The 24,906-nt window shown below is 40.2% G+C and carries 22 protein-coding genes; 7 read left to right on the plus strand and 15 right to left on the minus strand.

Translation table 11 applies throughout. The features are described 5' to 3' along the window. Positions 1-97: 97 nt before the first annotated feature. Entirely contained in the window at positions 98-970 is an 873-nt protein-coding gene (locus tag I7H67_RS14390) for an acyl-CoA thioesterase (protein WP_003653674.1), read from the minus strand. Positions 971-1,246: 276 nt separating this feature from the next. Here I7H67_RS14390 and plsB point away from each other — a divergent pair, with 276 nt between their 5' ends. After that, entirely contained in the window at positions 1,247-3,820 is a 2,574-nt protein-coding gene (gene plsB / locus I7H67_RS14395) for a glycerol-3-phosphate 1-O-acyltransferase PlsB (protein ID WP_198308152.1), read from the plus strand. 46 nt (positions 3,821-3,866) lie between these two features. On the opposite strand, the gene I7H67_RS14400 is transcribed toward plsB, so the two are convergent. Then, positions 3,867-4,850 (minus strand): putative solute-binding protein, encoded by a 984-nt coding sequence (locus tag I7H67_RS14400; protein WP_151826563.1) that lies wholly within the window; start codon positions 4,848-4,850, stop codon positions 3,867-3,869. A 79-nt stretch (positions 4,851-4,929) separates the two neighbouring features. Then, positions 4,930-5,745: an NAD(P)H-binding protein gene (locus I7H67_RS14405; protein WP_198308153.1), complete on the minus strand. Its 816-nt coding sequence runs from the start codon at positions 5,743-5,745 to the stop codon at positions 4,930-4,932. Between the two features lie 20 nt (positions 5,746-5,765). On the opposite strand from I7H67_RS14405, the gene recG reads away from it, so the two are divergent. After that, the gene (gene recG / locus I7H67_RS14410; RefSeq protein ID WP_198308154.1) at positions 5,766-7,811 is read left to right on the plus strand and encodes an ATP-dependent DNA helicase RecG; all 2,046 of its coding nucleotides are present in this window, start codon (positions 5,766-5,768) and stop codon (positions 7,809-7,811) included. Further along, on the plus strand, positions 7,804-8,433 hold the full coding sequence (locus I7H67_RS14415; RefSeq protein WP_198308155.1) for a ComF family protein: 630 nt from the start codon (positions 7,804-7,806) through the stop codon (positions 8,431-8,433). Before recG ends, I7H67_RS14415 begins: the two co-directional genes overlap by 8 nt. A gap of 5 nt (positions 8,434-8,438) precedes the next feature. Here the strand turns inward: I7H67_RS14415 and I7H67_RS14420 are convergent, their stop codons facing one another. Together I7H67_RS14420 and I7H67_RS14425 are read right to left on the minus strand one after the other, a co-directional pair. Further along, positions 8,439-8,837, minus strand: a complete 399-nt coding sequence (locus tag I7H67_RS14420) for an NUDIX hydrolase (RefSeq protein WP_151744428.1) — start codon at positions 8,835-8,837, stop codon at positions 8,439-8,441. Positions 8,838-8,850: 13 nt separating this feature from the next. Next, positions 8,851-9,432: a TIGR00730 family Rossman fold protein gene (locus tag I7H67_RS14425; RefSeq protein WP_198308156.1), complete on the minus strand. Its 582-nt coding sequence runs from the start codon at positions 9,430-9,432 to the stop codon at positions 8,851-8,853. A 158-nt stretch (positions 9,433-9,590) separates the two neighbouring features. Between I7H67_RS14425 and I7H67_RS14430 the strand changes: the two genes are divergently transcribed. Next, entirely contained in the window at positions 9,591-10,604 is a 1,014-nt protein-coding gene (locus tag I7H67_RS14430; protein WP_004789661.1) for a CorA family divalent cation transporter, read from the plus strand. Positions 10,605-10,676: 72 nt separating this feature from the next. Here I7H67_RS14430 and I7H67_RS14435 read toward each other — a convergent pair whose 3' ends face one another. The 9 genes from I7H67_RS14435 to dxs all read right to left on the minus strand — a co-directional run bounded on the left by I7H67_RS14435 (position 10,677) and on the right by dxs (position 19,499). Beyond that, positions 10,677-10,964: a lipid asymmetry maintenance protein MlaB gene (locus I7H67_RS14435; protein ID WP_004789663.1), complete on the minus strand. Its 288-nt coding sequence runs from the start codon at positions 10,962-10,964 to the stop codon at positions 10,677-10,679. A gap of 10 nt (positions 10,965-10,974) precedes the next feature. Further along, the gene (locus I7H67_RS14440) at positions 10,975-11,616 is read right to left on the minus strand and encodes a phospholipid-binding protein MlaC (RefSeq protein WP_049837391.1); all 642 of its coding nucleotides are present in this window, start codon (positions 11,614-11,616) and stop codon (positions 10,975-10,977) included. 26 nt (positions 11,617-11,642) lie between these two features. Beyond that, entirely contained in the window at positions 11,643-12,326 is a 684-nt protein-coding gene (locus I7H67_RS14445; RefSeq protein ID WP_005301188.1) for an outer membrane lipid asymmetry maintenance protein MlaD, read from the minus strand. Further along, the gene (gene mlaE / locus I7H67_RS14450) at positions 12,326-13,105 is read right to left on the minus strand and encodes a lipid asymmetry maintenance ABC transporter permease subunit MlaE (RefSeq protein WP_005301186.1); all 780 of its coding nucleotides are present in this window, start codon (positions 13,103-13,105) and stop codon (positions 12,326-12,328) included. The genes I7H67_RS14445 and mlaE overlap by 1 nt, the downstream gene beginning before the upstream one ends. After that, positions 13,102-13,920, minus strand: coding sequence for an ABC transporter ATP-binding protein (locus tag I7H67_RS14455; protein WP_005301184.1), 819 nt, complete (start codon positions 13,918-13,920; stop codon positions 13,102-13,104). The genes mlaE and I7H67_RS14455 overlap by 4 nt, the downstream gene beginning before the upstream one ends. Before the next feature lie 90 nt (positions 13,921-14,010). Then, the gene (locus I7H67_RS14460; protein WP_192454536.1) at positions 14,011-14,220 is read right to left on the minus strand and encodes a hypothetical protein; all 210 of its coding nucleotides are present in this window, start codon (positions 14,218-14,220) and stop codon (positions 14,011-14,013) included. A gap of 107 nt (positions 14,221-14,327) precedes the next feature. Next, the gene (locus I7H67_RS14465; RefSeq protein ID WP_198308157.1) at positions 14,328-16,238 is read right to left on the minus strand and encodes a DEAD/DEAH box helicase; all 1,911 of its coding nucleotides are present in this window, start codon (positions 16,236-16,238) and stop codon (positions 14,328-14,330) included. Between the two features lie 408 nt (positions 16,239-16,646). Next, the gene (locus tag I7H67_RS14470) at positions 16,647-17,477 is read right to left on the minus strand and encodes an inositol monophosphatase family protein (protein ID WP_004789677.1); all 831 of its coding nucleotides are present in this window, start codon (positions 17,475-17,477) and stop codon (positions 16,647-16,649) included. Between the two features lie 117 nt (positions 17,478-17,594). After that, positions 17,595-19,499: a 1-deoxy-D-xylulose-5-phosphate synthase gene (dxs, locus tag I7H67_RS14475; RefSeq protein ID WP_198308158.1), complete on the minus strand. Its 1,905-nt coding sequence runs from the start codon at positions 19,497-19,499 to the stop codon at positions 17,595-17,597. A 303-nt stretch (positions 19,500-19,802) separates the two neighbouring features. Between dxs and ribA the strand changes: the two genes are divergently transcribed. The 3 genes from ribA (at position 19,803) to aroE (ending at position 22,452) form a co-directional block, all read left to right on the plus strand. After that, positions 19,803-20,414, plus strand: coding sequence for a GTP cyclohydrolase II (gene ribA, locus I7H67_RS14480; protein ID WP_005301174.1), 612 nt, complete (start codon positions 19,803-19,805; stop codon positions 20,412-20,414). A 118-nt stretch (positions 20,415-20,532) separates the two neighbouring features. Continuing rightward, the gene (gene hemF, locus I7H67_RS14485; protein WP_005301171.1) at positions 20,533-21,483 is read left to right on the plus strand and encodes an oxygen-dependent coproporphyrinogen oxidase; all 951 of its coding nucleotides are present in this window, start codon (positions 20,533-20,535) and stop codon (positions 21,481-21,483) included. A 180-nt stretch (positions 21,484-21,663) separates the two neighbouring features. Then, on the plus strand, positions 21,664-22,452 hold the full coding sequence (aroE, locus tag I7H67_RS14490; protein ID WP_198308159.1) for a shikimate dehydrogenase: 789 nt from the start codon (positions 21,664-21,666) through the stop codon (positions 22,450-22,452). A gap of 47 nt (positions 22,453-22,499) precedes the next feature. Here aroE and I7H67_RS14495 read toward each other — a convergent pair whose 3' ends face one another. Then, positions 22,500-24,842 carry a hypothetical protein gene (locus I7H67_RS14495; protein WP_198308160.1) on the minus strand — a complete coding sequence of 781 codons (2,343 nt, stop codon included), beginning with the start codon at positions 24,840-24,842 and terminating at the stop codon, positions 22,500-22,502. Positions 24,843-24,906 lie beyond the last annotated feature (64 nt).

Raw genomic sequence — 24,906 nt, forward strand, 5'->3', positions numbered from 1 at the left:
ATATGACATGAGGTTGCTTTTCATTCGAGCAATTTTTTGTCACATCGTTCCCATTAAAAATAAAAAAGCCATCTGGTTAGATGGCTCTTCAATAGGTCTATTGGGTTTCAATTTCCCGCAAACGAATTAAACCTTCTTGTACGGTACTGCATACAAGTTGGCCATTTTGCCACATACGACCAAAATTAAGACCTCTTGAAGCCGCACTCACTGTGGCTTCCATGTCATAAAGCATCCACTCATCTGCGCGCAATGGACGGTGGAAATAAATTGCATGATCAATACTTGCACATTGCAAACTTGGAGAAATATAACTCAAGCCATGCGGTCTTAAAGCTGTTGTCATTAAGGTAAAGTCTGAATAAAAGGCAACAATTGCTTGATGCAAGGCAATATCATCTAATTGTTTTGGAATACGATCATGGGTACGAATATAGTGCGCATTATAGGGAGCTTCAGGTTGTGGCTGAAATGGATTGACTGGATCAATTGGGCGAATTTCTACATGACGCTCACGCATGAAACTAGCACGAACATTTTCAGGTACAAAGTTTAAAATACCCTGTTTTAGCTCATTTTCAGATTTAAGTGTTTCCGGTGCAGGATACTCAGGTTCTTGATGTTGATAGTTCAAGCCTTCTTCTGGATTGGCAAAAGACACCATTGCTGAAAATATAACTCGCCCATGCTGAATCGCACGAACTTGACGACTTACAAAGCTTTTTCCATCCCGTAAACGGTCTACTTCATAGATAATTGGAGCATTAATATCGCCACCATATAAAAAGTAAGCATGTAAAGAATGCGCTGGGCGATCCGTTGTATAAGATGCTGCACGTAAAGCCTGACCCAAAACCTGTCCACCAAAGACACGTTTACCGACAAGATTACGGCTCATGCCACGGTAAATATTTTCTTCTAGCTTTTCTAAAGTGAGAAGCTCGACTAGTTCTTGGGTTAACGCATTCATGAGAGATACCTTCATATTTCAGGTAAAAAATCGTATTAAAGGACAGATGTGTAGAATCTATTGTGCCATAAAAAACTATTTGAACATGGAACAATCAGTCAACTTCTGATGAACATTGCTCATATAACAGCTAAAAATACGATTTTTAACGATAAAATATGCCAAAAGCATTATAATTTATAAGAAAGTAGCATATTGTTTTTTTTAATAAATGCCTCAAAATAATTACCCTCCGCATTTGGTGCTGGGATTTGTCTTTAAGAAGTAGGAGTTCTTATGTCCAAGAGTGGGTTTGGTCAAATGTATCGTCGGCTTTCGAGTAAACTACTTGACCTCGTGGTAACACCACATGTTCTTGGGGAAGTTCCTACTGAACCAGTATCAGAAACAATAGAAGCAGAAGCAAAGACTGAGCGCCAAAAAGTGGTGTGCTATGTCTTACAAAACCACTCTCGAAGCAATGCTTTGGTGGTTGATGGAGAAACGCGTCGTTTAAATTTAAAACCTGCGTTAGACCCATTAGTTGTTGGCACTCATCAGGAAAAAGCATCAGTTTTATTTTTACAGCACAATGATGAAAATAATTTACTGAATCCTCCTCCCCATGCTTTTCCACCACGCTTACTAAAACTGATTGAAGTCTTACAAGAAAATCCTGAACTTGATATAGAGCTTGTTCCAGTTACCGTTTTATGGGGTCGTTCTCCAGATAAAGAAGACTCTTGGTTTAAGCTTTTATTTTCAGATACATGGGCTACACCAAGCACCGTTAAGCAATTGGTCAACATTGGCTTACATGGTCGCCAATCTTATTTAGAGTTTCATGAACCACAATCGCTACGTGAATTGGTTGAATATGCTCAACAGCATTATCCGAACCTTTCACCAGCCACTTATATTGTAAGTACGTTAAATGATTACTTAGATCGTCAGCGTGAAGTGGTCTTAGGTCCCGATTTATCGGATCGCCGTAATGTCATGCAGTCGGTTGTCAAATCTCGTGATGTTCAAGAAGCAATCCGCCGTGAAAGTATTCGCGGGAAAGTTAGTATGCTCGAAGCTGAGCGTCGCGCGATTGGTTATGTCAATGAAATCGTATCAGATTATTCACATTCAGCAGTCCGCTTTGCCGATCTCGCTTTAACGCGCTTATGGACCCAGCTTTATGACGGCGTAGATGTGCATAACTTCAGTACCGTTCGTGAACTGGCAAAAGATTATGAAGTGGTTTACACACCTTGCCACCGCAGCCATATTGACTACTTATTATTGTCTTATGTGATTTATAGACGTGGCCTTATGGTTCCGTATATTGCTGCGGGTGATAACCTAAACTTGCCTTTCGTTGGTCAGCTTTTACGTGGTGGTGGTGCCTTCTTTATTCGCCGCTCTTTCCGCGGCAATGGGCTTTATACAACCGTATTCAAAGAATATTTATATAGTATTTTGTCACGTAACACGCCACTTGAATACTTTATTGAAGGTGGACGTTCGCGCACAGGACGCCTATTACCACCTAAGACTGGCATGCTTGCTATGACGGTTCATAGTCATTTACGTGGCCGTACAAAGCCAATTGTATTTGTACCAACCTACATTGGTTATGAACGCCTAATGGAAGGCTCGACCTACGTAGGCGAAATGCAAGGTAAACCGAAAGAAGCTGAATCAATTTTTGGTATTGTGAAAACCTTACGAAAAATTGAACGTATTTTCGGTAAAGTCCACGTGAACTTTGGTGAACCTGTTTTTCTTGATGACCTGCTCAAGCAACATAATGCAGAAAATGTTTTTATCGAGAAAAATGACGACCCAATTCCTCAAGCGGTTTCAGATGCCGTAAATAGCTCTGCACATGCAATTTTAGAAAACATTAACCGAGCTGTGGTGATTAACCCTGTCTCTTTACTTTCTATTATTTTGCTTGCAACTCCAAAGCATACGCTTGATGAAGAAATTTGTATTAAGCAGCTTGAAGCTTACCGCAATCTAGCGTCGAACTTCCCATATGACCAACGTATGGAAGTAACGCCGCTTTCTGGTAAAGAAATTATTGCGTATGGTTTAAAGCTTAAGCTCATTAAACGAGTTCAGCATGCGCTCGGCGATATTATTGCGATTGAAGATAACCAAGCGGTACTTCTGACCTATTTCCGTAATAACATTTTGCATGCCTTTGTTTTACCTTCATTGGTTGCATCACTTGTTGAACACAATGGAAAAATCAGCCGTTCAGATTTAACCAATGTGATCTACACCCTGTATCCATTCTTGAAAGCAGAGTTATTCCTTAAATGGAAGAGTAGCGAACTTAAAGAACAAATTGAGCAATATGCAAATGCATTGGTTCAATCAAACCTTATTCAGCAAGATGATGAAGGTAATTTAATTAGCTCTGCACCAAACACTGAAGAGCATAATCAGCTTGTTGTTTTAGCTACGCCTGTTAAGCAAAGTCTTGAGCGTTACTACATGACGCTTGCGCTCATTACTCAACGTGGTTCGGGTAATATTTCTGCTAAACAGGTTGAAGAATTAAGTCATTTACTCGGACAACGTTTGTCAGTTCTATATGAATTTAATTCGCCAGAGTTCTTCGACAAAGCTTTATTCCAAAGCTTCTTAAAAGTTCTTACACAGCAAAATTACATTCGTACAAACGACCAAGGCCAAATCGAGTTTGATGACAATTTCCGTCAAATGGCTGCTGGCGCACAGTTGGTTCTTGATGAAGTAACCTTACAAATGTTGCAGCACATCACGACCTTTACTGACGAAGAATTAAAAGATGCGCTTGAAGCGATGGCATCTCAACAAGCAAAACGACGTTTAAAACGTAAAAAATCTTAAAATTTTGAGTCAAAATAAAAGGCAACTTCGGTTGCCTTTTATTTTATTAGCGAATTGGGCATTCAAAATAGCGTGGATCATCCATACAACGTAAACGCTTCATAAGTTGAACAAAATAAGCATCGTAATAACCTGAAAGCACGTACTGATTACGTATTTTGGCAACCATCACGTCGTAGCTCTGCCTTTCATAAAAAGAAACGTCTACCCAGTAATAGGCAGGTAAATGATTTTCCCACTGAGTTGCACGGTTAGTCAGCAATTGGCTATTTTGAACAAACCATCCTCGTATTTTTCGACCAAAATTAGCAGGATAAGCTTGCGGCTTAATAATTAAATTAACGCCAAAATATGCTAAAGGAAAGTTAATGACTTGAACATCTGGTCCAAACTCCTTTTGTAAGTTATATGGTAATAGTCCATATATGGGAGCTGGAACAATATCGATTTTATCTTGCTTAAACTGCACAATCGCATTAGATAAATCAACGTAAACTGGCTGAGCACCTACACTTCGTACCAATGCTTGTTGTGGTGGATTATTTGGTAACACACCAATACGTTGATTTCTTAATTGAGCAACTCTAGAGATTTTTTTATTTTTTAGGACCATATAGGCCGTGCCAACAGGAATCATTCCTACTGCCTCATAATCCTTAGAAATTAATCTTTTTTCGACTGTTGGATGATTCAAAAGCTGTAATAAGCTTTTAGCAGTACGATTATTAGGAATAAGCCCAATCCCTGCGGTACTTCCCATAAACTGGTTATAGCGATAAGTATTAAAATTAGATGCCGCTAAACCTGAACATTTACCATCATCAAAAGCTTGTATGGCCTGTTGTTCTTTTTGATAGGTCACCACTTTAAATTTGACTTGATATTGCTGAGCATATAATCGAATGTCATTTAAACGACGTGTAATATCCCCTTGGGAACCAATCGGATCATATGCACACCACACCTGATCCTCGGCCCAACTCGCAACAGCTGTTACGCTCAAAATAAGAGCTAAACAAATTCTTTTCACTTTCAAACTTTTTATCTTTATCGGCAATTTGACTGCCTCATCAGGTATTTCTGTTCTTATTTAAAGTTTAATCAAAATTTTATTTAGTGCTATGAACATTTAAACATAATAAATAGTCATTAAAGCAAATTGGATACTCTAATCGAAAACCCGTTTCAGGCAAATATTTCGCATAAATTCGTTTACCTGAGATTTGGTTTGATTCTAATGTTAACTCTGGCAATCCCAATTGTTTTTGGAACCACACGATAACTTCATGCAAAGGCAATGGTTGGTTATTAGTCACAATATAGCTGGCTTGATGATTTTCATAGTCCGCAATAAAAGCCAAAAACTTTGCTAAATCATCAATATGTATTCGATTGCTATAATGTATATTTGGATAACTTTGACTATTTTCAGCCATCTTCTTTAAACGGGCAACTGAGGTTCCGTAAATCCCAGTTGGGCGAACAATTACACATTGTGCTGGATAGTGTTTTTGCCAAAGGCGTTCCATAGTACGCAATATATGGCCTTGTGCATCATTTGGCTTAATTTCACTAAAATCATCAATGATCTCCCCTGCATTTTCACCATATACCCGTGTAGACGACACTACGATTATTTTTTTTACTGGATGTATTTTTAATGCATCTCGAATCGGTTCAATACTATCGACATAAGTATGTTGGTAGCCCTCAACCGTACTCTCGTTTGGAGAAAGTAAAATATATACCACATCCACAGGTTCAATTTTACTTAAATCAAGTTTAAAGATATCTTGAACAAGATGTGTTGCGTAACTATCCGTTTTTACACTACGGCTGATTGTGGTAATTTGATGTTCTTTCTCAAATAGTTGTTTAGCAACACGCTGAGATGTTTTACCATAACCGATAAATAATATATGCATAGAAAACTCGTTGAGGGGACATGACTTCAGTCCATCAGTTACAAGGCGTTGGATCGGCTTCAGCAGCCCTACTCGAAAAACTAAATATTTTTACCACAGATGATTTACTGTTTCATCTGCCACGTGATTATGAAGACCGCAGTACGGTTATTGCAATGAATCAACTTGTGGTTGGGCGTAGCTATTTACTTGAAGGTGAAGTCAGATCAATTGATTTTCCTCCGGGAAAAAGAAAATCTATGGCCGCCTTGGTTCAAGATGAATTCGGTAAAATCACCTTACGCTTTTATCATATTTATAAAAACCTGACTGACAAAATAAAACCGGGTCATCGCTTACGTATTTTTGGTGAAGTTCGCGTCGGCGCTCGCGGGCTTGAGATGTATCATCCTGAAATTCAGCTTATTCATGAACATACACCTCTACCAAAAACTCAGCTTACAGCAATTTACCCAAGTACTGATGGGCTAACTCAACCCAAACTGCGTGAATATGTAAAACAAGCTTTAAAGCATCATAGTGATGCCTTACCAGAGCTTCTCCCAAAAAAATATACTAATGGCTATGCGCTTAAAGAGGCTTTGTATTACATTCATGAGCCACCTGTTGATGCCAATATGCTCCAGTTGGCCCAAGGTTCACACCCAGCCCAACAGCGACTTATTTTTGAAGAACTGGTTGCACACCAAATTAGTTTACTTAATCGCCGTGCTTATATTCGTCAAATTGCATCCCCTGCTTTCTCAAGTAGTAAAATATTAGCTAAAAAGCTTTTAGAAGCTTTACCTTTTCAAATGACCAATGCACAAAAACGTGTATCTAAAGAAATTCTAAATGACTTAAAACAACAACAACCTATGCTGCGCCTAGTACAAGGTGACGTAGGTGCCGGAAAGACCTTAGTTGCTGCTGTAGCAGCTTGCCATGCTTTAGAAGCGGATTGGCAAGTTGCATTAATGGCCCCGACTGAGATTCTTGCAGAACAGCACTATTTGAATTTTAAACGTTGGTTTGAACCATTAGGCATTACAGTTGCGTGGCTATCTGGCAAACAAAAAGGTAAAGCCCGTGCCCAAGCAGAACAACAGATTAAAGAAGGCCACGCGGAACTTATTGTTGGTACACATGCCTTATTTCAAGACAATGTTGGCTTCGCTAAATTAGGGCTAGTAATCATTGATGAACAACATCGTTTTGGTGTGGATCAACGCTTAGCTTTACGTAATAAAGGTGCTGAGCAATTCACCCCGCACCAACTCGTCATGACAGCCACTCCTATCCCAAGAACACTAGCAATGAGTGCCTATGGAGACTTAGACACATCAATTATTGATGAATTACCACCAGGCCGTACTCCAATTCAAACCGTTACGATTCCACTTGATCGTCGCGAAGAAGTACTTCAACGAATTGCTTCTAATTGTAGAGATGGGAAACAGGCATATTGGGTATGTACACTGGTTGAGCAGTCTGAAACTTTAGATGCTCAAGCCGCCGAAGCTACCTATCAAGAAATGAAGGAACGCTTTCCTGAGCTTAATATTGGCTTAGTGCATGGCAAAATGAAAGCTGACGAAAAACAGTCGGTCATGCAAGCGTTCAAAAATAATGAGTTACAGCTTCTTATTGCAACCACTGTCATTGAAGTTGGTGTCGATGTTCCCAACTCTTCTATTATGGTCATTGAAAATGCCGAACGTTTAGGACTTTCTCAGCTACACCAATTACGGGGTCGCGTAGGTCGAGGCGCTCAAGCCAGCTTTTGTGTACTTTTATATAAAACGCCTCTTTCTCAAAATGGGCAAGAGAGACTTTCTATTTTAAGAGAAAGTAATGATGGCTTTGTGATCGCAGAAAAAGATCTTGAGTTACGCGGACCGGGTGAATTACTAGGTACGAAACAAACTGGGGATATGGGGTTTAGAGTTGCTCGTTTAGAGCGAGATGACCACTTACTCAGTCAAGCTCACTATGTAGCTCAGCAAGTCTTAAAAGATTATCCAGAACAAGCAGATGCGTTACTAAAACGTTGGCTTCCAGAAGCGCCTCGCTACGCGTATGTTTAGTTTCTTAAACCCACAGCATCTTATTCAATTACTCTCACCTTGCTTGTTATGTGAGTCAGATGTACGTGAAAAACATTCGCTCTGTAAGGACTGTTGGAAGCAATTACCTTGGCTTAAACAAACAATTCAACGCAATGATCAATCAGTTCTTGTGGCCTGTGATTATGCTTATCCAGTTAGCCGGATCATTCAGCAGTTTAAATATGAACAAAAATTACATTATGAAATTTTGTTAGGTGAAATTTTACAACAACTCAAATTTCCCAAGATACAAGCTATCGTACCTATGCCTATTTCAAATCAACGTTTAATCGAACGTGGTTTTAATCAGTCATTGTTACTTGCAAACATCTTAAGCAAACAATTAAAAATACCTGTTTGGCAGCCAGTACAACGTCTTGCTGAACATTCGCAAAAAGGGCTTTCTCGACTGGAACGCTTTGAGAACATTGAGCAACAATTTATTGCGCTTAGTCAAGAAAAACGGCGTTATCGCCGTGTTCTTATTATTGATGATGTAATAACCACTGGAAGCTCTATTCATGCGCTCAGTCAAGCACTTAAACAATTAGGCTGCACATCTATCTATGCCGCTTGTCTAGCGGCAACTCTGACCAGTTAAAATGATTAAACTGTAGATAAATGCTGCTCACACCAAGGAATAACAATTTCACGGGTTAATGGTGCAAGGTGTGTTTCTGAATCATTTAAATCAACCCATTTCATTTCTGCAATTTCGGCAGCAATTTTAGGAGCCTGATCGAGTTGAACCAGATATAAATGACTGACCAGAATATGATCAGGTTCATTCGCCGCTGCTGTTTCAAAACGACCAAGAAATTGCTCAATTACACAAGAACTTCCAACTTCTTCTAAAATTTCTCGCTGCATTGTAATCTCTGGCGGCTCATTAGGCTCCAGCTTACCACCCACTTGCATAAAAGCATGGGTATTACGCTTTCTTACGAGCAACAACTGATTTTGCTCGTTCAAGATCACTGCAGCAGCGACCGTAATTGTTTTCACCTATTTAACCTCTTTATGGCTGTACATCAGCATTTGCCCATTTGGGAGCAGGAGCCTGATATTGTTCAAATTGTTGAAGAATATCTTCGATTTTGTCTGATGCGATCAATTTATCAACGAAACGTGCTTGGCTAAATCCATTATCTACCGTTCCTTGAATCATTTTAAGTAAATCTTCATAAAAGCCAGCTACATTTAAGAAAGCACATGGCTTTTGATGAATACCTAATTGCGCCCACGTCCATTGTTCAAAGATTTCTTCCAATGTACCCGCACCGCCAGGTAAAGCAATAAAACCATCGGAGAGATCCGCCATTTTGGTTTTGCGCTCATGCATATTTTCGACCACATATAATTTGGTTAAGCCCGGATGAGCTAACTCACGATCGACCAAAGCACGAGGAATCACGCCAATGACTTGTCCACCTGCCTGCAAGGCACTATCAGCGACAACGCCCATTAAGCCTGAGCGACCGCCGCCATAAACCAAGGTCTTACCTTGTTTTGCAATAGCCTCACCTGTAATTTTGGCAATTTGTTGGAAAATTGGGTTTGAACCAAGAGATGAACCACAGAAAATACAAATTGAATTCATAGTGTAAAAAACCGTTTTATTGAACTGTCATGCTGACAAACTAAACTATCGATAGAGTTTTTTTTTGCAAAATAGCGTATTGGCAAGTGTTTTTCGGCAAATCCTTGTCTAAAATACACCCATCCATTTCCATCAGACTGCGTGAGGAAAAAAGACACATGCTTGAAGCCTTTTATGCCACAGAACGCGGAAGTCTGGAAGATGCCACCATCAATGGTGGATTTGATCTACATCCCGAATTAGTCTGGCTTGATCTTATTGCACCCTCGCAAGAAGAGCAACAATGGGTACTAGATGCCTATGACCAAAATTTACCCACACTAAAATCGCTTGAAGATATTTCATCCTCAGCACGATTCTACCGTGATGATGATGGTATTTTGCATATCAGTACTTATTTTTTAACGAAAAATAAAAACTATCAAGTGGATGGTGATGCAGAAGATTCATCACACATTTTAGCGATGGTACAAACGGTCGCATTTATTTTACATAAAGACCGTCTCTTTACGATGCGGGGAGAAAAATTAGTTGCGTTTCGTGCCTTTCGTGCGCGTGCTCGCCGAAATGACTACGACATGGACTATAAAGATCCAACATGGATTTTATTAGGTCTTCTTGAAGCAAAGCTCGATGAGCTTGCGGATATCTTAGAAGATATCCACAAAGATTTAGAAAAATACTCGACAGAGGTTCTTAACAATCACCAACGTGAACAAATTCTAGATCTAGATGACATGATTACGCGCCTAGCTCAACAAGAAGACATGCTAGGAAAAGCTCAGCTCTGTTTAATTGATTTACGACGTGTACTTACTTTTTTATCACGTCCTCGAGCATTAGGCAGTCATATTTACGATGCTGATATTCGAGAATTGAGTGAAGATGTCCGCTCACTCGTAGAACATGATGCTTTCTTATTCCAAAAAGTACGATTCTTGCTTGATACAACGTCTGGATTCATTAATACCGAACAGAATGACACGATCCGTCGATTCTCGATCTTACCAAGTATGTTAGCTCCTCCGATGCTTATTGCCAGCATCTATGGGATGAACACAGATGTACTTCCTTTTGCCCATGGTACGACTAGTTTCATCATCGTTTTACTGATTATTATCGGTTTCTTTATTGGCCCTATTATTTATTTCCGCTGGAAAAAATGGATTTAAGCTTTGTAATAAAATGCTAGTCCAAAGCATAAAAAAGCACCTAAATATAGGTGCTTTTTTACATCTAGAACATCAGATCAAATGTAGATCTTCCTGCAAATGGCAGGCTTGAATGATCTTCAGCATTTTTTCGGGTACATTTTTAAAATGCAAACCAGCTTTTTGTGGAGTCACTCGCAACCATTGAACTAAAACAGCCAATGCCAAGGTACTACCATGCTCAAGCTCTGTTAAATCTACCACCAGAGGAAAGCTTTGCTGCTTCTTGATGATAGCTAAACCTGCTTGATACTGTTGTTCCGCATTTTCAAAATCAATTTTTCCCGAAACAACCAATTGTTGGTTGAGATACTGAACCACTCTTCACCTACTATTTTTGTTTGTTCTGATTAACAGCAGCATCCGCATCCGGTTGGAAGGTTGCAATTGCTTTATTCAAATCGCCACCATTACGTTTCACTGTTGCAGCAAACTGATTACGGAACTGTAATCCCAAATCAATGCCAGAAACATTGATATTACGGATTTTCCACTGTGTACCTTTATCAGCTAACTGGAAAGATACTGGAATTTTGTCGCCGTTATGACTGAAGTCCAATGTCACTACTGGGTTTTTACCCGCAGTTGCCTTGTAAGGGCGCATGGTATAGCTTTGGTTCGTATATTTAGCAAATGCACTACCGTAATTTTCAATTAAAGTATTACGGAAGTTAGTTTCGAACTGAGCACGCTGTGCCGCTGTACTATACTGATTTGTTGCATAAGTACCCATTACAATACGAGTAAATGCTTGTGAATCAACATACGGGTCTAAATTCTGACGTACGATACTCTTCACTAATGCTGGATTATTTTGCAATTTTGCATGATCAGCTTTCAAACGAGTAATCAAACCATCAGCAACACGCTTGATAAAATCAGGTGGTGCTTCTGAAGGTGCAGCAAATGCTGTACCCACAATCATGGTAGACAAAAGACTTGCTGTCAGGGTTTGTTTAAACAACGTATTCACCAGGAACCACTCCTTCAAATAATCTTTTACTCAACAAATGAGGCTTGTGCACTATCTTTATCAGTGCTTGCAGGAGCACTCGCTTCTGTTGAGCCTGAACCGGCAGCAACTTTACCAGCCCCACCACCAGTAATAAATTTACTAATTAAATCTTCTAAATCCATAGTTCCTTGAGTGTTTGAAATCGTGTCACCTCGTTTCAAGTAGTTCACACCACCACCAGGTACAACTTTCAAATATTTTTCACCCAACAAACCATTGGTTGCTACCATTATATAAGCATCTTCATCAATACTTGTGATGGAGGTCATGTTACTGGTCAGTTGCTGTTCCATTGCTTTTTGTTGCTCTGGAGAAGCCTGAGTATAATCTGAGCTATAACGCAACTCTTCCAGCGCATTCTTCTGAACTTCTTTTAATTGTTCAGGATTGAAACTTGTCAATTTTCCATCTAAACCAAATGTTACGGTAGCCAAACGCGTAACCGGATCAAGCGTAATTGAATCAACACGACCAATTGTAACCCCACTCATTGTTACTTTAGCACGTGGCTTTAGCCCATTGACGTTATCAAATTGAGCCTTCATGGTATAACTATCACTTAAGTTAGTACCAACAAGCCCACTAACTTTCATTGCTAAGAAAAACAATGCAATACCGAAGATAATAACAAAGATACCAACGGCCAGTTCACTACTACGTGATTTCATTAAATCCCTCCGAACATGACCGCAGTCAACACGAAATCAAAACCTAAAACACATAATGAAGAATACACAACCGTCCGGGTCATTGCCGTTGCAATGCCTTCTGGTGTCGGATCACAAGCATAGCCTTGATAAACAGCGACCCATGTACAAATCAAAGCAAAAACAATACTTTTAATAATCGTGCCATTGATAATGTCATGCCCGAAACGCACTGTATTTTGCATGCCACTCCAGAAGGAGCCTTCATCAGCACCTAAAAAGTCAACACCGACCATCTTGCCACCAATAATCCCAATGGCGGCAAATATCACAGTTAACATTGGCAAACTGACAATACCAGCCCAAAGACGTGGTGATACGATTTGCTTTAAAGGGTCAACCCCGATCATTTCCATACTGGCAAGCTGTTCGCTTTGCTTCATTGAACCAATTTCGGCAGTCAATGCAGAACCTGCTCGTCCTGCAAATAGCAATGCAGCAACCACAGAAGCAAGCTCACGGAGTAGGGTTAACGAAATCGCTGTACCCAACATTGACTCAGCACCGAAAGTGACCAAAATGCTATACATCTGCAAGCCAAGAACCGCACCAATAAACAAACCAGAAACGGTAATAATAAGTAAGGACATCACACCTACGCGGTGCATTTGGTAACCAAAACGACCAAAACCACCCTTGCTAGGAAGTGAAAAAATAATCTGCAAGAGCATATGTGCCGCAGCACCAATGCCTCGAATCCGCTCAATAACGAGTCTACCTAACCAGGCAATCGTATTCATGGACGAACCTCGTTATTTAAATAAGCTAGATGACTAAACTGGTATTCAACTGGTCCTTCTGCCGAACCTGTTAAGAATTGGTGTACAAATGGAGAAGCATGTTTTTGCAACTCTTCAGGTGTACCCTCTCCCTGAATTTTTCCTTCAGCTACCACATAGATGTAGTCAGCAATCGATAATGTTTCTGCAACATCATGCGAAACAATAATTGTTGTTAAATCTAACGCTTCACGTAGTGAACGAATTAAACGTGTCAAAACACCTTTCACAATTGGGTCTTGACCAGCAAAAGGTTCATCGTACATGATCAAATCGGGATCAAGTGCAATCGCGCGAGCCAATGCTACACGACGATTCATACCACCTGAAAGTTCTGTCGGCATTAATTGTTCAGAACCACGTAGACCCACCGATTCAAGTTTTAATGCAACCAGTTCAGCAATGAGATTTTCAGGAAGCTTTGTGTGCGCTCGGATTGGAAACGCCACATTTTCATAAACGGACATATCCGTAAATAGAGCTCCACTCTGAAATAACATTCCCATACGTGCACGAGCGGAAAAAAGTTCCTGACGAGACATTTTGGCAATATCTTTAGCGTCGAGTAAAACTTCCCCCTGATCTGGAACTAACTGTCCACCAATCAGACGTAATAAAGTTGTTTTACCTGTACCAGAAGGTCCCATAATGGCCGTAATCTGGCCTCGACGTATATTTAAACTAATATTGTCATAAATGACGCGTTCCCCTCGATTAAAACTCAAGTTCTTCACTTCAATAAGCGGTTGAGTCGAGAGAGGAGTTTTATTATTCATAATGGCAATCGTTCCTGCACTTTTATGCACGCATACTATAACACTGAAAATTAGCAAACTTGTTGTAATTTTGACAAAAGCAAAGCTAACTTACTTGAGAGAAGTCGAAGAAGTATGTTCGTAAAAAGAGGTCAATTCAGAAGCTTGGAATTGCTCAACAGAACTTCCATTTACAAAAGCGTAGGCGAAGTAAACCCCATTGCACAAAACGAGTGCAATAAAAAGATAAGGCAACCCATGCTGAACCAGAAGGTTCTTCAACTGTGCCATTATTGTCTCTTTTCGCTTACTTTTACGCATTATTTAATAAAAAATTGAACCAATTCACATTTTGTTAGTTTATAACAAAACTGAAAAATAAAAAAGGCCAGTATTTTTACTGGCCTTTTTTTCAAACTAAATTTTGATTAGCGGTCGAATTTACGACGCGGCGGTTTGTCATCAAAACTACGACGCGGACGATCTTCACCACCAAAGCTACGTTTTGGACGATCTTCACCAAACGCTGGACGTTCACCACGTGGCTTATCGCTGAAGCCGCCTTCACGACGTGGACGATCTGAGTTGAACTCGCGACGCGGACGATCTTCACCACCGAACGCTGGACGTTCACCACGTGGTTTGTCATCAAAACTACGACGTGGACGATCTTCACCACCAAACGCTGGACGCTCGCCACGTGGTTTGTCATCAAAACTACGACGTGGACGATCTTCACCACCGAAGCTACGTTTTGGACGATCACCAAAACCACTTTCACGACGTGGTTTATAATCTACGCGATTACCACGGTTGTCATCATTCGAGTCAAAACGCGGTTTATCATTGAAACCACCTTCACGACGCGGACGATCTGAACCGAACTCACGACGTGGACGATCTTCAAAACCACCTTCACGACGTGGACGGTCTGAATTGAACTCGCGACGTGGACGATCTTCACCACCAAATGCTGGACGCTCACCACGTGGTTTATCATCGAAGCTACGACGTGGACGGTCATCACGACCACCTTCACGGCGTTTGAAGTTGCTTTCGCCTTCAAAACGACGACCGCCACCGAAACCGCCGCCACCACGACGACCATCACGGCTACCGCCATTACCGCCACGACCACGACCACCGCCATCACGACCTGAACGAGCAGGAGGTGGAGATGGCTCTAAGCCTTCAATTTCAGAAACACTTAAACGCGCTTCTAAATATTCTTCAAGTGCACGAATCTTACCGCGTTCACGATAAGTCGCTAAAGTAATTGCTTGACCAGTACGACCAGCACGACCAGTACGACCAATACGGTGTACATAATCTTCATGCTTCATCGGAAGACCGAAGTTAATTACGTGAGAAATAGTCGGAACGTCAAGACCACGAGCAGCAACGTCAGTTGCAACTAAGATTTTTGCACGACCTTCACGAATACTACGTAAACGACGGTTACGAACTGTTTGTGGCATTGCACCATGAAGTGCAACTACAGAATGACCTGCTTCAGCAAGTTCTTCTGCCAACATATCTGTATCTTCTTGCGTACTAGCAAAAACAACAGCTTGATCTAAGTTTTCATCACTTAACCAATGGGTAAGTAATTTTTTCTTATGTTCGAAGCCATCCGTCCAATGCAATGTTTGTGTAATATCAGTATTGGTTGAATGACCTGTTTCAATTGCAATACGCATAGGATCTTTCATCATGCATGATGCAAGACGAATAATACGGTCAGCAAATGTTGCAGAGAACATTAATGTTTGTTTACGGTTAGCCGCTAATTCGCTAATTGCTTCTAAGTCTTCAGAGAAACCTAGGTCAAGCATACGGTCCGCTTCATCAACGATTAAAGCATCTACTTGATCTAATTTAATTTGACGACGATTTACCAAGTCAAGTAAACGACCAGGTGTTGCAACAACAACTTGCGCGCCTTTTAATTGTTGAATTTGTTTTGCAAATGGCATACCACCCATAATGGCAGCAATACGAACACCTTTCATGTGACGTACAAATGCAATTGCATCTTGACTTACTTGCTGAGCCAATTCACGAGTTGGTGAAATTACCAAGATATTCGGTTGAGTTACTGCTTTCATACGGTCTTTGAACGGTACAACAGTCTCTTGACCAGCTAAAGCATTTAATGTTGGGAGTAAGAATGCAGCAGTTTTACCAGAGCCAGTTTGGCTTGATACAAGAAGGTCTTTACCTTCTAAAGCAGCAGGAATTGCTTGTTCTTGCACAGGAGTCGGGGCAGTAAAACCTAAACCTTCAAGCGCTTGTTGTAAGGTTTCATGCAAAGAAAATTCGGCAAAAGTTTTGCTCATAGAGAGTTTCACCCTTGTGGGTGCTCCATTTTTAATAAATACAAAAAAATAGACATCGGCAAAAAGCGGCAAAGCAAAGTTAGCTGAAACATTTTTTCAGCAGCAATCCGAGTAACGACGATGTGGACTAAACGCACGCTTGATTACGGCCGAACCTGAAGAATCGCTGAGCGATTGGGGCGCAAGTAATGGTCCTCTCTATGGACAGCGTGCGCTTACAATGAATAGAACAGAATGTTCAGGTAATGAACGGAAATTTAAGTGCGTTGGCGGATTATAGCAGAAATAATTTAAAAGTCACCTTTTTTAATCAACTTTATGCATATTTCTTGAATTAACTTAATTTTAATCCTTATTTAAAACATAAAACCCTCTGATTGCAGAGGGTTTTATTAATAATAAACCAAATTATTTTGCAGCTTTATCCCAAGCTGGAACAACTGTTTGCATTAAAGGTTTTAGCAATTTAAGCGAACATGCGAGTACTTGACCATTTTCAAGTGAATTATTACCACCACGTGCATCAACAACTACACCGCCCGCTTCTTTAAGAATAAGTTCACCCGCAGCGATATCCCATGGCTTTAAACCAAGCTCAAAGAAGCCATCGAAACGACCTGCAGCTACATACGCTAAATCTAGAGCAGCTGAACCACCACGACGGATTTGTGCGCCTGCTTCAGTAACAGCTAGTAATGATGCGAAATGCTGCTCTGCATAAGATACGATTTCGCCAGCACGTTTAGCGCGGTAAGGATGGCCTACTGCTAAGAATGTATTTTCTAAACTATCTTTTACATTTACACGAATACGGCGTTGATTCATAACTGCACCGCGACCACGACTAGCAGAGAATAACTCATCACGTACTGGATCGTAGATTACGCCGTGTTGAGTAACGCCTTTATGCTGAACTGCAATTGAAATACAGAAATGAGGGAAACCATTAATAAAGTTTTGTGTGCCATCAAGCGGGTCAATTACCCAGCACCACTCTGCATCATGGCCTTTACCTTCTTGTAAACCAAACTCTTCACCTAAGAAGCTATGGTTTTTATAACTTTTACGTAACGTATCAATCGCTAACTGTTCTAAATAACGATCTACACGCGTTACTGGGCCATCAATGCCTTTCTCTTCAACTTGTAAATCGAGTTTATGACGATTTTGATGCGCTTTTAAAAGCTCTTGACCAACTGTTTGAGCCGCACGCGCAGCCATAACCACCATAGGTTCCATTGAACACCCACTAGACAAATTTGAAGATTTTGACAAAGAATAATGCATAAAAGCGCAAATATTTTAGCAAATATATGCGCTTTTAGGGGGAAAATGTTTCAAAAATTTTATTGAGGGTTAAACGACCTGATTTAACTTGAGCCAAACTTTCTCAATTGAGCTCAAAATACCCTTAGCGTCTAGACCACAGTCTTGCAACATTTGTCCGTGTGAAGCCTGTTGTAAGAACAAATCTGGCAAGCCTAAATTAATGATAGGTTTCACAATTTGTTCTTGAGCCATGAACTCATTTACCGCACTTCCCGCACCACCCATAACCGCATGCTCTTCAACAGTGACAAATAAATGTGTGTGCTCAGCCAAATCACGAATAATTTTTTCATCAAGTGGTTTCACAAAACGCATATTTACAACACGCACACCCACATCATGTTTTTGTGCAAATTGTTCAGCAGCTTCTATGGCAACCATAACGCGGCTACCAAATGCCAAAATTGTAATCTGTTCATCACAAGCAAATTTAATTTCAGCAACGATTTCAGCTTTTCCTAACTCAATAGCAGTCAACTCTTGCTGAATTTCAACACCTACACCTGCACCACGCGGGTAACGTACTGCCGCTGGTCCATTATAGACATAGGCTGTATGAAGCATCTGACGGCATTCATTTTCGTCTTTTGGCGCCATAATGACTATGTTTGGAACTGTACGCATGTATGCATAATCATATGCACCTGCATGAGTTGGACCATCTTCACCAACCAAACCAGCACGGTCAATCCCGAAAGTCACATCAAGATTTTGTAATGCAACATCATGAATAAACTGATCGTAACCACGCTGCAAGAACGTCGAATAGATTGCAACAACAGGTTTTAAGCCTTCACAAGCCATTCCTGCTGCAAGTGTTACAGCATGCTGTTCAGCAATCGCAACATCAAAGAATCTCTGTGGAAATTCTTTAGCAAACTGAACCATGCCTGAGCCTTCACACATCGCAGGTGTGATCGCGAGTAGACGTTCATCTTGCGCCGCCTCATCACATAACCACTGGCCAAATACATCAGAATATTTAGGTGGTGTTTTACCTGCTGAAGTCGCATTAATTTTGCTAATTGCATGATAGGTAATCGGATCCGCTTCTGCTGGAGTGAAACCTTTACCTTTTTTAGTATAGACGTGGACTAAACGTGGGCCTTTACGCTTCTTTAGAGCATTAAATACTTGGGCCAGTTGATTTACGTCATGGCCATCGAATGGACCAAAGTAATCAAAACCAATTGCTTTAAATAAATTATCGGCCGCATCTGTTGCTGATTGATGCAAACGAGAGTTATAAGTCCATTTTGGATGTGGCTGTATATACGCTTCGCCATCTTCATTAACGTTAACTAAATGGCCTTTTTCCCAAATTGCAGCCAAATGTTTAGCAAACCCACCTGTACTACACGAAATTGACATGTCATTGTCATTGAGCACAACAATTAAATCGGCATTATGTGCAACAGCATCGTTCATGGCTTCAAATGCCATACCCGCTGTCATTGCACCATCACCTACAATACAAACCACTTCACATGGGTCGTTTTGATAACGACGTGCTAACGACATTCCTAAACCAGCTGAAATTGCTGTTGATGAATGCCCTACACCGAATGTATCAAAAACTGATTCTTCTCTGGCTGGAAATGCTGCTAAACCATTTTTAGAACGAATCGTCGTCATTTGTTCACGACGACCTGTCAGGACTTTGTGCGGATAGGCCTGATGTCCTACATCCCAAACTAATCGGTCATTTGGTGTATTAAAGCAATAATGCAGCGCAACCGTCAGCTCAACCACGCCGAGATTAGCACCGAAATGGCCACCACTCTGGCCTGCTGCATATAAAATATATTGACGCAACTCATCAGCCACTTGAACCAATTGGCTATGCTCGAGCTGACGTAATTGTTGAGGATGATCAATTGCATCTAACAATGGCGTAACAGGGCGTTGAGTTGGAATTTCGGTATACAACATATGTGGCAAAGCCTTTATAAGCCTGGCAAATCCTAAGCTGGGTCAAAATGGGTCGATCATACAATCGAATGAAGTCACCTTCAATCAGCCACATTTGCGAACGAGGTCATGCAAAGCAGTCTCTCATACATCATGGGTATGGTTGGCAGATTATCCTGAATAATCTGACTATTTATCAACTATTATCGTCATCTTTATACAAAAAAGAAAACCTTAGTGTGCAAAATGATTATGACAATTCGACCAATCTCCCAGCATTACGCTATACTTTAAACCGTTTTCGGTTAAAAGATGAGTTAATCTGTGCCTATAGAGTTCATTGCAACATCAAAACTCCCGACCGCTTTTGGTGAATTCAATATTTCTGTGTTTCAAGATCCAGTATCAGGTGAAGAACATGTGGCACTTTCTAAAGGGTTAGAAAATCCCCCTACAGGCCCTGTTTTGGTTCGTGTACATTCAGAATGTTTAACAGGTGATGCCTTTGCATCATTAAAATGCGACTGTGGTCCTCAATTGCAGGCAACTCAAAAGCTCATCAACGAGGCAGGCCAAGGCGTTATTTTATATTTACGTCAAGAAGGTCGTGGTATTGGGCTTACAAATAAAATTCGCGCCTATGCTTTACAAGATCAGGGGCATGACACCGTAGATGCTAATTTACTTTTAAATTTACCTGCCGATGCACGTCGTTACGACATGTGTAGCATCATGCTCGATCATTTAGAAGTAAAAGAAGTTAAATTAATTACCAATAATCCTTTGAAAATTCAGGCACTCAAAGATCAAGGAATTAATGTTGTTGACCGTGTTCCATTAACGGTTGGGCGCAACCCTTTTAATGAGCAATATTTAAAAACCAAACGTGAACGTATGGATCACCTTTACCAAAAAGATGATTTTTTAAAAAAATAAATATTAAGAAAGCAATCACAAGGGATTTTTGAGACATTTCTTAAAAATCCCTTACTTTTTTTATGGTTTTGTGTTTTGATGTATCTATCTCCTATCTCAATCATCTTTGAGGGTCATTATGCAACATCCGACTTCCACAGATATTCAACGTGTCCGCGAATTTCTCCTCGATTTACAAGCCCGTATATGTGCTGGTTTAGAACAACAAGAAAAAGCTGGTGGCGGTACGAGTGAATTTATTATTGATGATTGGGAACGTCCTGAAGGTGGTGGTGGACGTTCACGCGTACTGCAAAATGGTACAGTGATTGAAAAAGGTGGTGTGATGTTCTCTCACATCAACATTAGTAAACTGCCCGCTTCCGCTACAGAAAGACACCCTCAAATTGCTGGCGCTAAGGCTCAAGCACTGGGAGTTTCGTTAGTGATTCACCCTAAAAACCCGAATATTCCGACTTCTCATGCCAATGTACGTTTATTCGTTGCAGAACCTGAAGGACAAGATCCGATTTGGTGGTTTGGCGGTGGTTTTGACTTAACGCCTTTTTATCCAGATGAGCAAGATGTTATCGATTGGCATCAAGCTGCACATGACCTATGTCAGCCTTTTGGTGACCATGTCTACGCTGAACATAAAAAATGGTGTGATGACTATTTCTATTTAAAACATCGTGATGAACAACGTGGTGTTGGTGGTTTATTTTTTGATGATCTCAATGGCTGGGATTTCGAAACTTGCTTTAAATATATTCAAGCTGTAGGCAATGGTTATTTAAATGCCATTTTACCAATTTTTGAAAAACATCGTGAACAGCCTTACACCGAAGCTCAGCGTGAGTTCCAAATTTACCGTCGCGGTAGATATGTCGAATATAACTTAGTGTACGACCGTGGAACATTGTTTGGCTTACAAACAGGTGGACGTATCGAATCTATTTTAGTCAGCCTCCCTAACCTTGCAGGTTGGTCGTATCGCCCAGAATGGGATGAAGACTCGCCAGAGAAACGTTTAACTGACTATTACCTAAAACCACGTGACTGGTTAAATTTAAAAGAAAAAGTCGCTTAATTTTTTGCTTTTTGGAGATTCTTTGGCTTCCACCCTAGAGAATCTCCTTTTTTATTTTCACTTTTCTGAACCTCATTCAAATATTTTTTCTTATTCCAATTTGGCTTATAGTGAGGCCTGCTGAATATTCAGCACACGTTTTTAACTGCTTCATGCCATTTTAAAATTTTGGATATAAGAATGACCAAACAGTTTGCAGTAATTGGCAACCCAATCGAACAATCACGCTCTCCTGAATTGCATCATGCTTTCGCTCAAAAAACAGGTGTTGATCTCGACTATCAAAAACGTCTTGCCCCTCTTGATGGTTTTGAACCGAGTATGCGTAGTTTCTTTGCAAATGGTGGAAGTGGTATGAACGTTACCGTACCATTTAAAGAACAAGCTTTTGCCTTGTGTGACGTGTTAACCGAACGCGCTCAAATTGCGAAAGCGGTGAATACGTTATGGATGCAGAATGGCAAATTGCACGGCGATAATACTGATGGCCAAGGCTTAGTGGCCGCAATTCAAGCCTTAGACTGGAACCTAGAAAATACAAATATTTTAATTTTAGGAGCTGGGGGTGCAACTCGTGGTGTTATTTACCCACTGGTACAGGCTGGCGCTAAAAAGATTGTGATTGCAAACCGTACTCTCGCTCGTGCAGAGCAACTTGTAGATGACTTGAAAGCAGCAGTTTCTCAAGCTCAATTACAAGCAATTTCTCTAAGTGAGTTAGAAGGGAGTTTTGACATTGTAATTAATGCAACTTCTGCGAGCCTTTCAGGTGACGCACTACAACTACCTGAAAATTTAGAGTTCAAATATGCCTATGAAATGGCTTATGGCAAGCCATCCAGCTTCCTTGAGCAAGCTAAACAACGCAATGTGCCATATTCAGAAGGTTTTGGAATGTTAGTGGGTCAGGCTATTGAAGCCTTCTATATCTGGAATGGTGTGAGACCTGAATTAAAAGATTTTCTATAAAACAAAAAAGAACCTACTTTAAGTAGGTTCTTTTTTAACTGCATTTATTATTTTTTGGTCACAACCATTTGCTGGTAAACATCGCGGAAAATCTCATAATCAATAAATTCATTATGTTCAGGTTTTAAATTCTGAATTGTTTTTTCCGTAAGTTGCTGTTTACGCGCAGCAGCATAAGCCTTCCCTAAAATATCAGCCGTTTGTGACAACAATGGTTTTTCCTCAGCAGAAGCACCATTTTGTTGTTCAAATTTTAACTGATATTGCTTTGAGAAAAGCTGCTCAGGCTGCTTATATTGCTTCTGTAATTTTTGCCATGCTTCACGCCCTGCCTCACCTTGTATTGTCGTAATCACAATATGGTCCACAGCACGACCTAAATCATTATCAAATTGCTCTTCTTGCTCAAGATGATGCTTTTTCTGCAATGCTTCTATATGCTCTAAAGCCTTACCTTGAGGATTATAAGTTTCTTCTTCAGAGAACCAATAAGCATAAACTTCAGCAATTTCTTGCAACTGTTGAACTGAATAATAATGAATATATGACGGTTTTTCGGCAGTCAATTTTGCAATAAACACAGCTTTATACGTTTTGTCATAGGCACGTGTTGCATCATAAGTTTGGTTAGCCAACAGCGCCAGACTAGAATCTAAATCTTGTACATCGCTATGTAAGCCAACTGGATGTTCAGAAACATCACTCTGCCCAAGTTTTTCACTAAAGCCTTTTACGAAGTTTTCAAATAGCGAACCTTTGCTTGCTTCAGCAACTGATTTAGCTTGTTTAAGCTGCTGCTGGTCAATTGAAGTGGCTTTACCATAATTTAAAATTTGCATGTCCATTTTAATATTAAAGCGATGATTAAACTCGGCTGGTGTATAGGCAACATCATAATCTGCGTTAACTAAACGGCCTTTTTCATCAAGTCCAACATCAATCTTAATTGGATTTCTTTGTTTTGGTAAAGCTTGCTCAATCTCGGCTTTATGTTTTAACCATAAAGCTTTAAATGCATCATCATTCACAAACTGGTTCTGATCATAAGCAGCAAAAGTTTGTTTTAGTGCAGCTTGACGAGCTTTCAACTGAGTTTTTTCGGTATTTACAGCGCTCTGATCAAGCACATTAATACCGTAAATTTGACAGTAATTAACATCACCTAAGGCAACTGGTTTCTTAAGAGACTGTAATTCAACACACTGCTCTTCTGTAAGTGTAGCCACTTCTTCATCTTGTGCAGTTGGTTCAGCATTTGCCACAGCAACGTCTTCGGCTTGAGCTGAATCAGAGGCTGCTTCTGCTGCTGCCACATCTTGAGCTGCACTTGCTTGGTCTTCATCACCTTCCTCAGAAGCCAATGTATTGCCAAAATGAGCATTAATAAGTGAGTAGAGTTGCTGACTGACAGCCGCTGCATCTTCAGAAGAAACCCTCTGCCCCTCAGCACCAGTCACCTTTTTCTTAGCTTCAGAAGCAGCAAGTTCAGTTGCTATAGATTCGGCAACCTTTTGGTCATCAAACCCTAAAACATTTTTTTGCAAATATTTTTCATTGACTTGACCATAGAGTTCCGATTGCAGCAATAACTCTTCGACCGTATCTTTTAAACGAATTTTTTCTACAATTCCGGCTTTACGGTCAGCATCGGTAATGGGTAAACGCTGTAAATTTTGTGGTTCAGCCAAACGATAAGATACCGCGCTAGAAGCTTTTGCATATTCAACAAACTTCTTCATATCGACGTTTGTAAACAGATTTTTATACTTTGAAAAATCGACATACGCCAAGTTATTTTGATTGTCTTTATTTACGAGATAAGGCATTAATCCGAAATAATTAACGTAAAATTTATAGTCTTTCAGATCAAGTACCATTGGCAATTTTGCCTGTACTAGTAAGGTCGGTTTCTCATATCTTGCAGTGAGATTTAACGACCCCATTTTTTGACGGTAATGAACTGAACCATCGTAACTAAATTGGAGATCATTTAATAAATTAATTAATACAGCATTTACTTTTTCTGAACGTGATTCGTCAGATACACCCGAAATAGATTGCTCATTTGCAATTGCAGCATAAAGCGCCTGCTTCTGTTTTTTATTCAAATTAGTTTTTTGTTCACGTAAATATTGATCTACTTTTTTTTGCACTCCAGCATCAAGCTGAACCGTTTTCTCTACAGTACTGATTTTCTTAGGCTGATTTGGATCAACATTAACTTTAAAATGCCCGCGGTAGTCATAGCTTGGGTATTCATACATTGCATTCATACCCTGAATGACTTTTTGATCTAAGTTGGCAGATGCCACTGATGGACGTAGGTTATGCTGCGCACATGCGGTCAAACCCAAACTAAATAAACATAAACTGAGATATTTTAAATGCATAACCTTTTTTAAAACCTTATAGCTTTATCTTTTTAGCAAAACTTGCTAAAAATAAAAAATAGTT

Origin of the sequence: Acinetobacter sp. ACIN00229 (genome assembly GCF_016106645.1) — a bacterium.
Lineage (GTDB): Bacteria > Pseudomonadota > Gammaproteobacteria > Pseudomonadales > Moraxellaceae > Acinetobacter > Acinetobacter oleivorans.

Bases quoted from the DNA above. Each gene is read 5' to 3' on its own strand.
- I7H67_RS14390 (WP_003653674.1), bottom strand. From the start codon at position 970: ATGAATGCGTTAACCCAAGAACTAGTCGAGCTTCTCACTTTAGAAAAG.
- plsB (WP_198308152.1), top strand. From the start codon at position 1,247: ATGTCCAAGAGTGGGTTTGGTCAAATGTATCGTCGGCTTTCGAGTAAA.
- I7H67_RS14415 (WP_198308155.1), top strand. From the start codon at position 7,804: ATGTTTAGTTTCTTAAACCCACAGCATCTTATTCAATTACTCTCACCT.
- I7H67_RS14460 (WP_192454536.1), bottom strand. From the start codon at position 14,220: ATGCGTAAAAGTAAGCGAAAAGAGACAATAATGGCACAGTTGAAGAAC.
- recG (WP_198308154.1), top strand. From the start codon at position 5,766: ATGACTTCAGTCCATCAGTTACAAGGCGTTGGATCGGCTTCAGCAGCC.
- I7H67_RS14465 (WP_198308157.1), bottom strand. From the start codon at position 16,238: ATGAGCAAAACTTTTGCCGAATTTTCTTTGCATGAAACCTTACAACAA.
- I7H67_RS14445 (WP_005301188.1), bottom strand. From the start codon at position 12,326: ATGAAATCACGTAGTAGTGAACTGGCCGTTGGTATCTTTGTTATTATC.
- I7H67_RS14430 (WP_004789661.1), top strand. From the start codon at position 9,591: ATGCTTGAAGCCTTTTATGCCACAGAACGCGGAAGTCTGGAAGATGCC.
- dxs (WP_198308158.1), bottom strand. From the start codon at position 19,499: ATGTTGTATACCGAAATTCCAACTCAACGCCCTGTTACGCCATTGTTA.
- I7H67_RS14405 (WP_198308153.1), bottom strand. From the start codon at position 5,745: ATGCATATATTATTTATCGGTTATGGTAAAACATCTCAGCGTGTTGCT.
- I7H67_RS14470 (WP_004789677.1), bottom strand. From the start codon at position 17,477: ATGGAACCTATGGTGGTTATGGCTGCGCGTGCGGCTCAAACAGTTGGT.
- hemF (WP_005301171.1), top strand. From the start codon at position 20,533: ATGCAACATCCGACTTCCACAGATATTCAACGTGTCCGCGAATTTCTC.
- aroE (WP_198308159.1), top strand. From the start codon at position 21,664: ATGACCAAACAGTTTGCAGTAATTGGCAACCCAATCGAACAATCACGC.
- mlaE (WP_005301186.1), bottom strand. From the start codon at position 13,105: ATGAATACGATTGCCTGGTTAGGTAGACTCGTTATTGAGCGGATTCGA.
- I7H67_RS14495 (WP_198308160.1), bottom strand. From the start codon at position 24,842: ATGCATTTAAAATATCTCAGTTTATGTTTATTTAGTTTGGGTTTGACC.
- I7H67_RS14455 (WP_005301184.1), bottom strand. From the start codon at position 13,920: ATGAATAATAAAACTCCTCTCTCGACTCAACCGCTTATTGAAGTGAAG.
- I7H67_RS14425 (WP_198308156.1), bottom strand. From the start codon at position 9,432: ATGAATTCAATTTGTATTTTCTGTGGTTCATCTCTTGGTTCAAACCCA.